This is a genomic window from Pseudomonas sp. B21-047, assembly GCF_024748775.1.
Classification (GTDB): Bacteria; Pseudomonadota; Gammaproteobacteria; order Pseudomonadales; family Pseudomonadaceae; genus Aquipseudomonas; species Aquipseudomonas capeferrum.
The window spans coordinates 3,984,673-3,997,630 of the sequence record NZ_CP087169.1 but is presented as its reverse complement, the minus strand read 5'-3'; the positions used below and the strand labels follow the sequence as shown (position 1 = coordinate 3,997,630).

At 63.2% G+C, this 12,958-nt stretch carries 10 protein-coding genes and 2 pseudogenes; 2 read left to right on the top strand and 10 right to left on the bottom strand.

Going from position 1 to position 12,958, the window contains the following annotated elements; all coding sequences use genetic code 11:
* Positions 1 to 23: 23 nt before the first annotated feature.
* The 10 genes and pseudogenes from LOY26_RS18175 to gloB form a co-directional block, all read right to left on the bottom strand.
* Positions 24 to 989, bottom strand: coding sequence for a FecR domain-containing protein (locus tag LOY26_RS18175; protein ID WP_186663248.1), 966 nt, complete (start codon positions 987 to 989; stop codon positions 24 to 26).
* A complete protein-coding gene (locus LOY26_RS18170; protein ID WP_156310922.1) occupies positions 986 to 1,501 on the bottom strand; it encodes a sigma-70 family RNA polymerase sigma factor in 516 nt (171 codons plus the stop codon). Before LOY26_RS18170 ends, LOY26_RS18175 begins: the two co-directional genes overlap by 4 nt.
* 117 nt (positions 1,502 to 1,618) lie before the next feature.
* Positions 1,619 to 1,732 carry a di-heme oxidoredictase family protein gene (locus tag LOY26_RS18165; protein ID WP_238338610.1) on the bottom strand — a complete coding sequence of 38 codons (114 nt, stop codon included), beginning with the start codon at positions 1,730 to 1,732 and terminating at the stop codon, positions 1,619 to 1,621.
* A gap of 27 nt (positions 1,733 to 1,759) precedes the next feature.
* Positions 1,760 to 3,370, bottom strand: coding sequence for an ABC transporter ATP-binding protein (locus LOY26_RS18160; protein ID WP_047581242.1), 1,611 nt, complete (start codon positions 3,368 to 3,370; stop codon positions 1,760 to 1,762).
* Between the two features lies 1 nt (position 3,371).
* Positions 3,372 to 4,391, bottom strand: a complete 1,020-nt coding sequence (locus LOY26_RS18155; RefSeq protein ID WP_033699218.1) for an ABC transporter permease — start codon at positions 4,389 to 4,391, stop codon at positions 3,372 to 3,374.
* 1 nt (position 4,392) lies between these two features.
* Positions 4,393 to 5,466 (bottom strand): microcin C ABC transporter permease YejB, encoded by a 1,074-nt coding sequence (locus tag LOY26_RS18150; RefSeq protein WP_033699217.1) that lies wholly within the window; start codon positions 5,464 to 5,466, stop codon positions 4,393 to 4,395.
* A 1-nt stretch (position 5,467) separates the two neighbouring features.
* The gene (locus LOY26_RS18145) at positions 5,468 to 7,303 is read right to left on the bottom strand and encodes an extracellular solute-binding protein (RefSeq protein WP_186663238.1); all 1,836 of its coding nucleotides are present in this window, start codon (positions 7,301 to 7,303) and stop codon (positions 5,468 to 5,470) included.
* Positions 7,300 to 9,129, bottom strand: a complete 1,830-nt coding sequence (locus LOY26_RS18140; RefSeq protein WP_202883658.1) for an extracellular solute-binding protein — start codon at positions 9,127 to 9,129, stop codon at positions 7,300 to 7,302. Before LOY26_RS18140 ends, LOY26_RS18145 begins: the two co-directional genes overlap by 4 nt.
* Positions 9,130 to 9,294: 165 nt before the next feature.
* Positions 9,295 to 10,725, bottom strand: coding sequence for a lytic transglycosylase domain-containing protein (locus tag LOY26_RS18135; RefSeq protein ID WP_186657368.1), 1,431 nt, complete (start codon positions 10,723 to 10,725; stop codon positions 9,295 to 9,297).
* Positions 10,726 to 10,825: 100 nt separating this feature from the next.
* Positions 10,826 to 11,611, bottom strand: a pseudogene (gene gloB / locus LOY26_RS18130) (hydroxyacylglutathione hydrolase).
* Positions 11,612 to 11,697: 86 nt separating this feature from the next.
* Between gloB and LOY26_RS18125 the strand changes: the two are divergent.
* Together LOY26_RS18125 and rnhA are read left to right on the top strand one after the other, a co-directional pair.
* Positions 11,698 to 12,472 (top strand): annotated as a pseudogene (locus LOY26_RS18125) (class I SAM-dependent methyltransferase).
* A gap of 13 nt (positions 12,473 to 12,485) precedes the next feature.
* A complete protein-coding gene (gene rnhA, locus LOY26_RS18120) occupies positions 12,486 to 12,932 on the top strand; it encodes a ribonuclease HI (RefSeq protein WP_033699205.1) in 447 nt (148 codons plus the stop codon).
* The last annotated feature ends 26 nt before the right edge of the window (positions 12,933 to 12,958 follow it).

The following is a 12,958-nucleotide window of genomic DNA, read 5'->3' as shown; positions in this document are numbered from 1 at the left end:
AAAGCGCCGGAAGTTTTTTCAACTCACAGCGCCAGTGGGCTGTCAGGGGGTGACACGTTGACCCAAAAACGGCTGAAGCGCGTGACGCGCAGCGCAAAGCCGCTTTCCAGCGCCGCCAGCGCTCGGTCGGTGTCATCGATGGGGAATGCGCCCGAGACCTTCAATTGCGCAATGCGCGGGTCGCAGCGCAGCACCCCGGTGCGATAGCGCGACAGGTCGGCAAGCAGTTCGGCCAAGGGGCGATCGAGGGCAATGATGCTGCCTTGCTGCCAAGCCCCCACAGACGCGTCGTTGCGCCGTAGTGCCCCCACCGAGCGGTCAGAAAAGGCAATGGATTGCCCAGCCTCCACACGCACGGCCAGAGCACCGCTGGCCGCCCTGACTTCCACCGCTTTTTCGAGGACCGCCACTTCACCGCCCAGCGCTTGGGCGCGCACGATAAAGCGCGTGCCCAGCGCGCGTACCTGGCCATGCCGGGTGCGCACCGTGAACGGCCGTTGCGCGGGGTCCACAGCAGTGGTGACCAGAATCTCACCGCGCAGCAGTTCCAGCACCCGTTGCTGGCCGTCGTATTTGAGGTTCACCGATGTGTCGGTGTTGAGCAGCAGCGAGCTGCCATCGGCCAGGCGAAATGTACGGCGTTCACCGACGGCGGTGCGGTAGTCGGCAAACTGTTGCTGGGCAGTGTCGCTGCGCCAACCCAGCCAGCCCAGCGACGTCGCCGGCACTAGCACGACCACACTGCGCAGCAACTGGCGCCGAGAGCGCTCGGCACCGCGCAGGGCAGGTGCCGCCAGGGCGCCGGGCACGCTTGTCATCTGCTCGCCCACGGCGGCCATGCGTTGCCAGGATTGGCGGTGAACCGGGTCGGCAACCAGCCAGTCGTTCCAGGCGCGGCGGTCGGCATCGGTTGCGATGCCCGAATGAAGCCTTGCGTACCAGCGGGCGGCGACGCTGATGGCTTGCAACTCGGCAGGCGAAAGGCTCATGCCTGTTGCAACTGCATCAAGCAGCAATGCTCCATGGCCTTGGCCATGTAGTTGTTGACGCTGCGTACGCTGATGTTCAGTTGCTCGGCAATCTGCGGGTAGGTCAGGCCATCGAACTGCGACAGCATGAACACTTGCTTGACCTTGGTGCCAAGCCCTTGCAGCAGGCGGTCGATTTCCACCAGTGCCTGCAACAAAATTGCCTGTTCCTCCAGCGAAGGCTGCAGCGCTTCGGGCAGGGTAGCCAAGGCCTCCAGGTAGGCTTGCTCCAGTGAACGCCGGCGGATCAGATCGATCAACAGGCCTTTGGCGATTCTCGACAGGTAGGGGCGCGGCTCGCGAATGTCCAGCGCGCTGCGTGCCTTGATCACCCGCACGAAGGTGTCTTGCGTCAGGTCGGCGGCATCGAACGCATTGCCCAGGCGCTTGCGCAGCCAGCCATTGAGCCAGCCGTGGTGCTCGCAGTACAGGTCGTTGACGGCGCTATGCAGGGATAGATCGTTGGCGGACATGGTGATGGAATAGTTCGCGAGTGGTAATGAATCTTATTGTCGTGCGGCCTGTGGTTGCTTTGCAAGCGCCGCGCCGCTGACGAATGTGTCTTTGCCCTCCACGAACGGGTCGCTGCCCTACAGCGATTGAAGAAACGCACGAATCGCCTGGCGCGCCTGGGCACCGAGCGCTACGTAGCGTTGCCGGGCTATTTCGGCCTCACCGCCATGCCAGACAATGGCCTCCTCCAAAGGCTTGAACAGCGCCGCCTCGAAACCTCAGCCTGATGTATCAACTTCCAAAAACGCCGCTTCCAGCAATTGCCGCGTATACGCATGCTGCGGCGCATGGAAGATGGCCTGCGCATCCCCTTGCTCCACCACCTGCCCCTGCTTGATCACCATCAGCTGATGGCTCAACGCCTTGACCACTGCCAAGTCGTGGCTGATGAACAGGTAGGTCAGGTTGTACTTCTGCTGCAGGCTGCGCAGCAACTCCACCACCTGCCGCTGCACCGTCCGGTCCAGCGCCGACGTCGGTTCATCCAGCAGAATCAACGCCGGCTTCAACACCAGCGCCCGTGCAATCGCAATGCGCTGGCGCTGGCCGCCGGAGAACTCGTGGGGGTAGCGGTGCCGGGTGCGCGGGTCCAGCCCCACTTCCTCCAGCGCCGCAATGATCGCCGCCTCTTGCTCTTCAGCCGTACCGATGCGGTGAATCCGTAGCCCTTCGCCCACGATGTCCGCCACGCACATGCGTGGGCTCAGGCTGCCGAACGGGTCCTGGAACACCACCTGCATCTGCCGCCGCAACGGGCGCACGTCCTTCTGGTTCAACCCTTCGAGGTGCTGGCCATGAAAGCGAATGCCGCCCTGGCTTGAAATCAACCGCAAGATGGCCAGCCCGAGCGTCGATTTACCCGAGCCACTCTCACCGACAATCCCCAGCGTCTGCCCCTGGGGCAAGCTGAAGTTGATGCCGTCCACCGCCTTCACATGGTCGACCGTGCGCCGCAAGAAGCCTTTCTTGATCGGGAACCAGACCTTGAGGTCATCCACTTCAAGCAACGGCGCACCGACCGGGTTGTGGGCAGGCTGGCCGCTTGGTTCGGCATTGATCAGCATCTGCGTGTAGTGATGCTGCGGCGCACTGAACAGCGTCGCGCAATCGGCCTGCTCGACAATCTGCCCACGTTGCATCACGCACACGCGGTGGGCGATCCGCCGCACCAGGTTGAGGTCATGGCTGATCAACAGCAGCGCCATCCCCAGCCGCGCCTGCAGTTCCTTGAGCAGGTCGAGAATCTTCAACTGCACGGTCACATCCAGTGCCGTGGTCGGTTCATCGGCAATCAGCAGCTCCGGCTCGTTGGCCAGCGCCATGGCGATCATCACCCGCTGGCGCTGGCCGCCCGACAGTTCATGGGGCAGTGCCTTGAGGCGTTTGTGGGGGTCGGGAATACCCACCAGCTCGAGCAGTTCCAGGGTCCGTGCGGTGGCTTGCTTGCCGGTCAGGCCCTTGTGCAGCAAGAGGATCTCGTTGATCTGCTTCTCGATGCAGTGCAAGGGGTTCAGCGAGGTCATCGGCTCCTGGAAGATCATCGCAATGCGGTTGCCACGAATATGCCGCAGGGCCTTCTCGCTCTGCTGCAGCAGGTCCTTGCCCTCGTAGTGGATGCTGCCGCTGGGGTGGCGGGCGAGGGGGTAGGGCAGCAGGCGCAGGATCGAGTGGGCGGTCACCGACTTGCCCGAGCCGCTCTCGCCGACCAGGGCCAGGGTCTCGCCCTTGCGGATGTCGAAGCTGATGCCGTCGACCACGCGGTTGACCTGCTCGCCGGTGACGAACTCCACCGCAAGATCACGCACTTCGATCAGGTTGTGTTCGCTCATGTCATTTCCTTGGGTCGAAGGCATCGCGGGCGGATTCACCGATGAACACCAGCAAGCTCAGCATCACCGCCAGCACGGCGAAAGCACTGATGCCAAGCCACGGCGCCTGCAGGTTGGATTTGCCCTGGGCGACCAGCTCGCCCAGCGACGGCGAGCCGGCGGGCAGGCCGAAGCCGAGGAAGTCCAGGGCGGTCAGCGTGCCGATGGCGCCCGTGAGGATGAACGGCATGAAGGTCATGGTCGAGATCATCGCGTTGGGCAGGATGTGCCGGTACATGATCGCGCCGTTGCGCATGCCCAGGGCGCGGGCGGCGCGCACGTATTCGAGGTTGCGGCCACGCAGGAACTCGGCGCGCACCACGTCCACCAGGCTCATCCACGAGAACAGCAGCATGATCCCCAGCAGCCACCAGAAGTTGGGCTGCACGAAACTGGCGAGGATGATCAGCAGGTACAGCACCGGCAACCCCGACCAGATTTCCAGGAAGCGCTGGCCGGCAAGGTCCACCCAACCCCCGTAGAACCCCTGCAGGGCGCCGGCGATGACGCCGATGATGGAGCTGAGGATGGTCAGCGTCAGGGCGAACAGCACTGAAACGCGGAAGCCGTAGATCACTCGCGCCATCACGTCGCGGCCCTGGTCGTCGGTGCCCAGCCAGTTGTCCGCCGAAGGTGGGGCCGGCGCCGGCACCTTGAGGTCGTAGTTGATGCTCTGGTAGCTGAACGGGATCGGCGCCCACAGCACGAAGCTGTCCTTGTTGGCCAGCAGCTCGCGGATGTACGGGCTTTTGTAGTTGGCTTCCAGCGGGAATTCGCCGCCGAAGGTCGTCTCTGGGTAGCGCTTGAAGGCGGGGAAGTACCACTCGCCGTCGTAGCGCACGGCAATCGGTTTGTCGTTGGCGATCAGCTCGGCACCCAGGCTCAGGCCGAACAGGATGAGGAACAGCCACAACGACCACCAACCTCGGCGGTTGGCCTTGAAGCGCTCGAAGCGCCGGCGGTTGAGAGGGGACAAGGCCATGTCAGTGCTCCCGGCTGGCGAAGTCGATACGTGGATCGACCAGGGTGTAGGTCAGGTCGCCGATCAGTTTCACCACCAGCCCGAGCAGGGTGAAGATGAACAGGGTGCCGAAGACCACCGGGTAGTCGCGGTTGATCGCCGCCTCGAAGCTCATCAGGCCCAGGCCGTCGAGCGAGAAGATCACCTCGATCAGCAGCGAGCCTGTGAAGAAGATACCGATGAAGGCCGAAGGGAAGCCGGCGATCACCAGCAGCATGGCGTTACGGAACACATGCCCGTACAGCACCCGGGAGCGGCTCAGGCCCTTGGCCTTGGCGGTGACCACGTACTGCTTGTTGATCTCGTCGAGGAAGCTGTTTTTGGTCAGCAGGGTCATGGTGGCGAAGTTGCCGATGACCAGCGCGGTGATGGGCAGTACCAGGTGCCAGAAGTAGTCCAGCACCTTGCCGGTGGTGGACAGCTCGTCGAAGTTGTTCGAGGTCAGTCCGCGCAGCGGGAACCAGTCGAAGTAACTGCCGCCGGCGAACAGCACGATCAGCAGGATGGCGAACAGGAACGCCGGGATGGCATAGCCGACGATGATCGCCGAGCTGGTCCAGACATCGAAGTGGCTGCCGTGGCGCACGGCTTTGGCGATGCCTAGGGGGATAGACACCAGGTACATGATCAGCGTGCTCCACAACCCCAGCGAGATCGACACCGGCATCTTCTCGATGATCAGGTCGATGACCTTGGCATCGCGGAAGAAGCTGTCGCCGAAGTCCAGCTGGGCGTAGTTCTTGACCATGATCCACAGGCGTTCGGGCGGCGATTTGTCGAAGCCGTACATGCGCTCGATCTCGGCCACCAATGCCGGGTCCAGGCCCTGGGCGCCGCGGTAGCTGGAGCCGGCCACGGAGACCTCGGCACCGCCACCGGCGATGCGGCTGGTGGCGCCTTCGAAGCCTTCGAGCTTGGCGATCATCTGCTCGACCGGGCCGCCAGGCGCGGCCTGGACGATGATGAAGTTGATGACCAGGATGCCGAACAGGGTCGGGATGATCAGCAGCAGGCGGCGCAGGATATAGGCCAGCATCTCAGTTGGCCTCGGCCGGGGTGGCGTCGCTGACAGCCGGGGTCACGCCGGGCTTGATCCACCAGGTGTCGATGCCGATGTCGTACTTGGGCGACACCTTGGGGTGGCCGATGTGGTTCCAGTAGGCCACGCGCCAGGTCTTGATGTGCCAGTTGGGGATCACGTAGTAGCCCCACAGCAGTACCCGGTCGAGCGCGCGCGCATGGTTGATCAGGCTCTGGCGTGATTCGGCATTGATCAGCCGCTCTACCAACTGGTCGATGGCCGGGTCGCGCAGGCCGATGAAGTTGCGGCTGCCAGGGTTGTCGGCAGCGGCACTGGACCAGAACTCGCGCTGTTCGTTGCCCGGCGAATTGGACTGCGGGTAACCCCCGACGATCATGTCGAAGTCGCGTGAGCGCAGGCGGGTGATGTACTGCGAAACGTCGACCCGGCGGATGTTCAGGTCAATGCCCAGGTCGGCGAGGTTACGCTTGAACGGCAGCAGGATGCGCTCGAACTCGGTCTGTGCCAGCAGGAACTCGATGGACACCGGCTTGCCGTCCTTGTCGACCATCTTGTCGTCGACGATCTTCCAGCCGGCGTCCTGCAGCAGCTTGTAGGCCTGGCGCTGCTGTTCGCGGATCATGCCGCTGGCGTCGGTGACCGGGTTGCGGAAAGCCTCGCTGAAGACCTGCTCGGGCACTTTGCCGCGCAGCGGTTCGAGAATTTTCAGCTCGTCAGGCGTGGGCACGCCCCGGGCGGCCATGTCGGAGTTTTCGAAGTAGCTGCCGGTGCGGGTGTAGGCACCGTTGAACAGCTGCTTGTTGGTCCACTCGAAGTCCAGCAGCAGGCTTAGCGCCTGGCGCACGCGGATGTCCTGGAACACCGGTTTGCGCAGGTTGAAAATGAAGCCCTGCATGCCGGTGGGGTTGCCGTTGGGCAGCTCCTCCTTGATCAGGCGGCCATCGCGGACCGCCGGGACGTTGTAGGCGGTGGCCCAGTTTTTTGCGCTGACCTCCAGCGCATAGTCGAACGCCCCGGCCTTCAATGCCTCCAGTGCGACGGCCGTGTCGCGGTAGGAGTCGAAGGTCATGGCATCGAAGTTGAACTGGCCGCGGTTGATCGGCAGGTCCTTGGCCCAGTAGTCCTTGACCCGCTCGTAGCGGATGGTGCGCCCGGCCTTGACCTCGGCGACCTTGTACGGGCCGCTGCCCAGGGGGATTTCCAGGTTGCCGCGGTTGAACTCGCGGCTTTCGTACCAGTGCTTGGGCAGTACCGGCAGTTGGCCCAGAATCAGCGGCAGTTCGCGGTTGTTCTGGTGCTTGAACTTGAACAGCACCCGTAGCGGGTCTTCGGCGACCACTTCGGCGACGTCGCCGTAGTATTGGCGGTACAGCGGTGCGCCGTCCTTGATCAGGGCGTTGAAGGTGAACACCACATCCTCAGCGCGCATCGGGTGGCCGTCATGGAAGCGCGCTTCGGGGCGCAGGTAGAAGCGTACCCAGCTGTTGTCCGGGGCCTTTTCGATCTTGCCGGCGACCAGGCCGTATTCGGTGAACGGCTCGTCCAGGCTCTGGCGCATCAACGTGTCGTAGATGACGCTGATGTTCTCGGCCGACACGCCCTTGTTGATGAACGGGTTGAGGCTGTCGAAGCCACCGAAGCTGGACTGGCGGAAGGTGCCGCCCTTGGGGGCATCCGGGTTGACGTAGTCGAAGTGCTGGAAGTTGGCCGGGTACTTGGGCGCCTCGTCGTAGAGCGTAAGCGCGTGTTGCGGCGCGGCCAGGGCCGGAAGGCTCAGGCAGGCCAGCAGCAGGCTGCCGGCCAGCCGGCGCAGGCGGTGCGTTGGCATCATTGGGCTTTCTCCGAAGTCTTGATCCACCAGCTGTTCAGCCCGAGGGTATAGGGCGGCGTGGTGACAAAGGCGAACCGGTTGCGGTAGGCCAGGCGGTGATTGTCGAGGTACCAGTTGGGGATCATGTAGTACTGCCATGAAAGCACGCGGTCCAGGGCGCGGGCGGCGGCCACCTGGTCATCGCGGGTGCGCGCGGCGAGCAAGGTGTCGAGCAGATGGTCGACCACCGGGTCCTTGACCCCAGCATAGTTCTTGCTGCCTTTGGTCGCGGCCTGGCTTGAGTGAAAGTACAGCCACTGTTCGAGGCCGGGGCTCAAGGTCTGGTTCAGGGTCATCAGAATCATGTCGAAATCGAACTGGTCCAGGCGTTGTTTGTACTGGGCGCGGTCCACGGTACGCAAGCGTGCGTCGATACCGATGCTGGACAGATTTTCGACATAAGGTTGCAGGATGCGTTCGAGGTTGGGGTTAACCAGCAGCAACTCCAGGCGCAGTTGCTGGCCTTTGCTGTCCACCAGGCGCTGGCCGTTCAGCTTCCAGCCGGCTTCGCCGAGCAGGCTCAGGGCCTGGCGCAGGGTCTGGCGGTTGATGCCGCGGCCGTCGGTCTGGCTGACTTTGTAGGGTTCGCTGAACAGTTTTTCCGGCAACTGATCACGGAACGGTGCCAGCAACAGCCACTCCTTGCCGGTGGGCAGGCCGGTGGCGGCGAATTCGCTGTTGGGGTAGTAGCTGGTCGAGCGGCGGTAGGCGCTGCTGAACAGGGCGCGGTTGGTCCACTCGAAGTCGAGCATCAGCCCCAGCGCCTGGCGCACTCGGGGGTCGCTGAAGGCTACCCTGCGGCTGTTCATGAACAGGCCTTGGGTCTGGGTTGGGATGCGGTGCGGGATTTGCGCCTTGATCACATCGCCACGGCGTACCGCCGGGAAGTTGTAGCCATTGGCCCAGTTCTTTGCCTGGTGCTCGATGTAGATGTCGAACTCACCGGCCTTGAACGCCTCGAACGCCACGGTGGCGTCGCGGTAGAACTCGTACTCGACCCGGTTGAAGTTGTACTTGCCGCGGTTGACCGCAAGGTCCTTGCCCCAGTAGTTCTTTACCCGCTCGAACACCAGGCGGCGCCCAGGCAACACCTGGGTGATGCGATAGGGCCCACTGCCCAGTGGCGGCTCGAAGGTGGTGGCCTTGAAGTCGCGGCCTTGCCAGTAGTGCTTGGGCAACACCGGCATTTCACCCAGGCGCAGGATCAGCAGCGGGTTGCCGGCACGCTTGAAGACAAAGCGAATACGCAGGGGCCCGAGGATGTCCACCCGCTGCACTTCTTGCAGGTTGGTGCGGTAGATGGGGTGGCCATCCTTGAGCAGCGTGCGATAGGAGAACGCCACGTCCGCCGCGGTGATCGGGCGGCCGTCATGGAAGCGTGCCTGCGGGCGCAGGTTGAACACCACCCAGCTGCGGTCTTCGCTGTACTCCACCGAGCGCGCGATCAGGCCGTAGCTGGAGGTGGGTTCGTCGCCCGAGGGGTCGTACTGCCCGGTGCCGATCATCAGCGGTTCGTTCAGTTCGCTGATGCCGTACTGCTGGAAGTTCGGTGTGGTAATCGGGCTCGAACCCTTGAAGGTGTAAGGGTTGAGCGTGTCGAAGGTACCGAATGCCATGGCCCGCAAGGTGCCGCCTTTGGGCGCTTGCGGGTTGACCCAGTCGAAGTGGGTGAATGTGGCTGGGTACTTGAGCATGCCGAACTGCGCGTATCCGTGGCTTTCGCTCACCATCGCGACGGCGGGAAAGCTCAAGGCCAGGCTGAGTGACAGCAGGAGGGGACGTATCAAGTCGGCATCCGATCCAGAGGCGTTGGGCTTTGATCGAGTACAGTAACAGCTTGGTGGGGTTGGAAAAAGAGAGGTTTTGAAGGCGGTTGATCGTTTGAGGAAAGCTAAACCTGCAGGAGCGGCCTTGCGTCGCGAAAGGGCCGCAAAGCGGCCCCTGGCATTACATCAGTGAGAGAGGTAAACGGTCAGCGTCTGCCCTGGCTTGAGCGCATGCCCGCTGCGCGGGTTCCAACGCTTGAGGTGTTTCATTTCGACATTGAAACGCTTGGCCACCAGGTACAGCGAGTCACCCTTGCGTACTTTGTACTGGGTCGAGCGTTTCGAGGACGCCGCCACCCGGTTACCGGCGGCACTCGGCGCATTGCCGCCGCGCAGAGCCAGTACCTGGCCGGCCCGGAGGCCGTTGCCGGACATACGGTTCCAGCGCTTGATGTCCCTGACCGATACGCGATTCGCCTTGGCAATGCTGCCCAGGTTGTCGCCACGCTTGACCCGGTAGCTGCGCGCTGCCACCGGGGCCTTGGCTTCGGCCACGGCGCGGGCGAACACGGCCTTGTTCGGCTGCAGGCTGATCAACTGCTCAGGCTTGAGGTTGGACAGGCTGGCGGACAGCAGTTGCGCCTTGGCGGTGGGCACCAGCAATTGCTGGGGGCCGTCTACAGTCATGCGCTTCTTGAAGGCCGGGTTGAGCTGGATCAGCTCGTCTTCGTCGATGTCGGCGAACGCCGCAACGCGCGAAAGGTCGAGGCGATCATTGATGGCGACCGCCTCGAAGTAGGGTTCGTTGGCAATCGGGTTCAAGTTGACGCCATAGGCGTCCGGAGTGGACACCACCTGCGACAGGGCCAGCAGTTTAGGCACGTAGTCGCGGGTTTCCTGCGGCAGGGGCAGGTTCCAGTAATCGGTTGGCAGGCCGAGCTTTTCGTTGCGTTCGATGGCGCGGCTGACCGTGCCTTCACCGGCATTGTAGGCGGCCAGGGCCAGCAGCCAGTCGCCGTTGAACATGTCGTGCAGGCGGCTCAGGTAGTCCAGCGCGGCGTTGGTCGAGGCGGTCACGTCGCGACGGCCGTCATAGAAGTTGGTTTGGCGCAGGTTGAAGTGGCGGCCGGTGGACGGGATGAACTGCCACATGCCTGCCGCATGGGCGCGCGAGTAGGCCATCGGGTTGTAGGCGCTTTCGATGGCTGGCAGCAGCGCGAGCTCCAGCGGCATATCGCGTTCTTCGAGGCGCTCGACGATGTAATGCAGGTAGAGGCTGCCGCGCTCGCCGGCGCTTTCGATGAAGCGCGGGTTGCTGGCGAACCACAGGCGCTGCTGCTCGATGCGCGGGTTGACGTCGATGCTGTCCTGCAGGGTGAAGCCCTGGCGCATGCGCTCCCACACGTCCTGCGGCGCCTGCTCGGCCGGCTTGATCAGCAGCGGGGCCGGTTTGTGCTTGATCCGCGCCTGATAGTTGTGCGCGCGAACGCTATCGGATTCGTCGAGCTGACGGGTGCTCTGGCAGCCCACCAACGTGGCGGCCAGGGCCAGCGCACTGATTTGGGCCAGACGCGTCAGGGCGACGGAATGAGAGGTTCTGCGGCTACGGGAAGACATCGGCTGGGACAGGTATCCGGGCGAAAAATTTCGGCGATTCTAGAAACCGCTACCGGCCTGGTCAACCTTTGACCCTCACATGCGATATATCTTGAGGTTATCAGAAGGTGTCCTTCCAAGACCTCAAGGCAGCAAAAACAGCGACATGCGTGGTGTTTGAATGTCCCTTCCATTCGTCTGCTTTTTGTTTAACGGATGTTTCAGTCGTGCGAATAAAGGGGTTGGTAAGCCGTTCCAGGCCAATCGTTGATGGCAATGTGATGCGATTGTCGGCGCGTAGCCGGGTAACCTCGTCGAAGCGCTGCAGAACGTGCGGGTTTTGTGGCTCCACCGCCTTGGCAAAGCGCAGGTTGCTCAGCGTGTATTCGTGGGCGCAATACACCTCGGTGTGCGCCGGCAGGGCGGCCAGGCGCTGCAGGGAAGGGTGCATCTGTTTCGGCAGTGCCTTCGAACATGCGCCCGCAACCGGCGGCGAACAGCGTGTCGCCACTGAACAGCAGGGGTGTGGCTGGTTTGCGCTGTGTAAAAAGGCGATATGCCCCCAGCGTATGGCCGGGTACGCCGATGACCTGGAACGCTAGGCCCAGCACGCTGATTTCATCGCCGTCCGCCAGTGCAGCATCGCGGGCGGGGAATCTGCTCGTTGGCCGGGCCGTAGACCTTGGCGCCGGTCAATTGCTTGAGCCGTTCGACGCCGCCGACATGGTCGTTGTGATGGTGGGTCACGAGGATATCGCTCAATACCCAGTCGGGGTTGGCCGCCAGCCAACGTTCCACTGGGCCGGCGTCGCCGGGGTCAACCACCGCGCAACGGCGTTTGGGCAGTATCCTGTAACAACCAGATGTAGTTGTCGGAGAAAGCGGGTAGAGCATCGATCTGTATCATGGTGCGGATCCGTATCGCCAAGCGTGGGGACATGAGGGCATCTTAGCCGCGATGGCGTGGCACGAGAACCTTCGAGGGAGAACGCAATGACCGACCAAGCCTTTGCCCAGGCCGACCCCGATTGGGTCGAGCTGATCAGCCTGGCCCGTGAGTGGTTCAATGGCCCGCTCGGCCAGTTGATGCTCAAAGAAGAGGAAAAAACTGCTGGAAGAAGAGCTGGGGCGCTTCTTTGGCGGTTACCTGGTGCACTATGGGCCCTGTGCCGAAGCACCGCCCAGCGCGCCCCAGGTGCAGCGCAACGTGCGCCTCGGGGCACCCTTGCCGGGCGTGGAAATCGTCTGTGAAGAGCAGGCCTGGCCATTGAGCGAGCATGCTGCCGACGTGGTGGTGCTGCAGCATGGCCTGGACTTCAGCCTCACCCCCCATGGCTTGTTGCGCGAGGCCGCCAGCGCCGTTCGCCCGGGTGGGCACCTGCTGATTGTCGGCATCAACCCCTGGAGCAGTTGGGGCATGCGCCACCTGTTCAGCCATGGCGCCCTGCGCAAGGCCCGCTGCATCTCGCCTTCGCGGGTTGGCGACTGGCTCAACCTGCTCGGCTTCGCGCTGGAGAAACGCCGCTTCGGGTGCTATCGTCCGCCGCTTGCCTCGCCGGCCTGGCAGCAACGCCTGGCAGGCTGGGAGCGGGTGGCGGGCGGCTGGCAAATTTCCGGCGGCGGCGTGTACCTGCTGGTGGCGCGCAAGATGGTGGTCGGCCTGCGGCCGTTGCGCCTGGAGCGCCGCGAACCCATGGGCAAACTGCTGCCGCTGCCGCTGGCCAAGGTCAACCGTACGGCGGCCAATCCTGATACTGAAAAGCACTGAACAAGAGTGGTACATGAGCGATAGCGTCGAAATGTTTACCGATGGCGCCTGCAAGGGCAACCCTGGCCCTGGCGGCTGGGGCGTGCTGATGATCTACAAGGGCGTCGAGAAGGAACTGTGGGGCGGCGAACGCGAGACCACCAACAACCGCATGGAGCTGATGGCCGCGATCCAGGGCCTGATGTCGCTCAAGCGTGAATGCGAGGTAGTGCTGACCACCGACTCGCAGTACGTGATGAAAGGCATCAACGAATGGATGGTCAACTGGAAGAAACGGGGCTGGAAGACTGCAGCCAAGGAGCCGGTGAAAAACGCCGACCTCTGGCAGTTGCTCGACGAACAGGTCAACCGGCACAAGGTGAGCTGGAAGTGGGTGCGCGGCCACATCGGCCACCCGGGCAACGAACGGGCCGACCAGCTGGCCAACCGCGGGGTCGATGAGGTGCGCGCCCAGCGTTGAGCTGGGGTACAATCGCGTCCTTTGTA

Bases quoted from the DNA above. Each gene is read 5' to 3' on its own strand.
- LOY26_RS18160 (WP_047581242.1), bottom strand. From the start codon at position 3,370: ATGAGCGAACACAACCTGATCGAAGTGCGTGATCTTGCGGTGGAGTTC.
- LOY26_RS18135 (WP_186657368.1), bottom strand. From the start codon at position 10,725: ATGTCTTCCCGTAGCCGCAGAACCTCTCATTCCGTCGCCCTGACGCGT.
- rnhA (WP_033699205.1), top strand. From the start codon at position 12,486: ATGAGCGATAGCGTCGAAATGTTTACCGATGGCGCCTGCAAGGGCAAC.
- LOY26_RS18175 (WP_186663248.1), bottom strand. From the start codon at position 989: ATGAGCCTTTCGCCTGCCGAGTTGCAAGCCATCAGCGTCGCCGCCCGC.
- LOY26_RS18155 (WP_033699218.1), bottom strand. From the start codon at position 4,391: ATGGCCTTGTCCCCTCTCAACCGCCGGCGCTTCGAGCGCTTCAAGGCC.
- LOY26_RS18145 (WP_186663238.1), bottom strand. From the start codon at position 7,303: ATGATGCCAACGCACCGCCTGCGCCGGCTGGCCGGCAGCCTGCTGCTG.
- LOY26_RS18150 (WP_033699217.1), bottom strand. From the start codon at position 5,466: ATGCTGGCCTATATCCTGCGCCGCCTGCTGCTGATCATCCCGACCCTG.
- LOY26_RS18170 (WP_156310922.1), bottom strand. From the start codon at position 1,501: ATGTCCGCCAACGATCTATCCCTGCATAGCGCCGTCAACGACCTGTAC.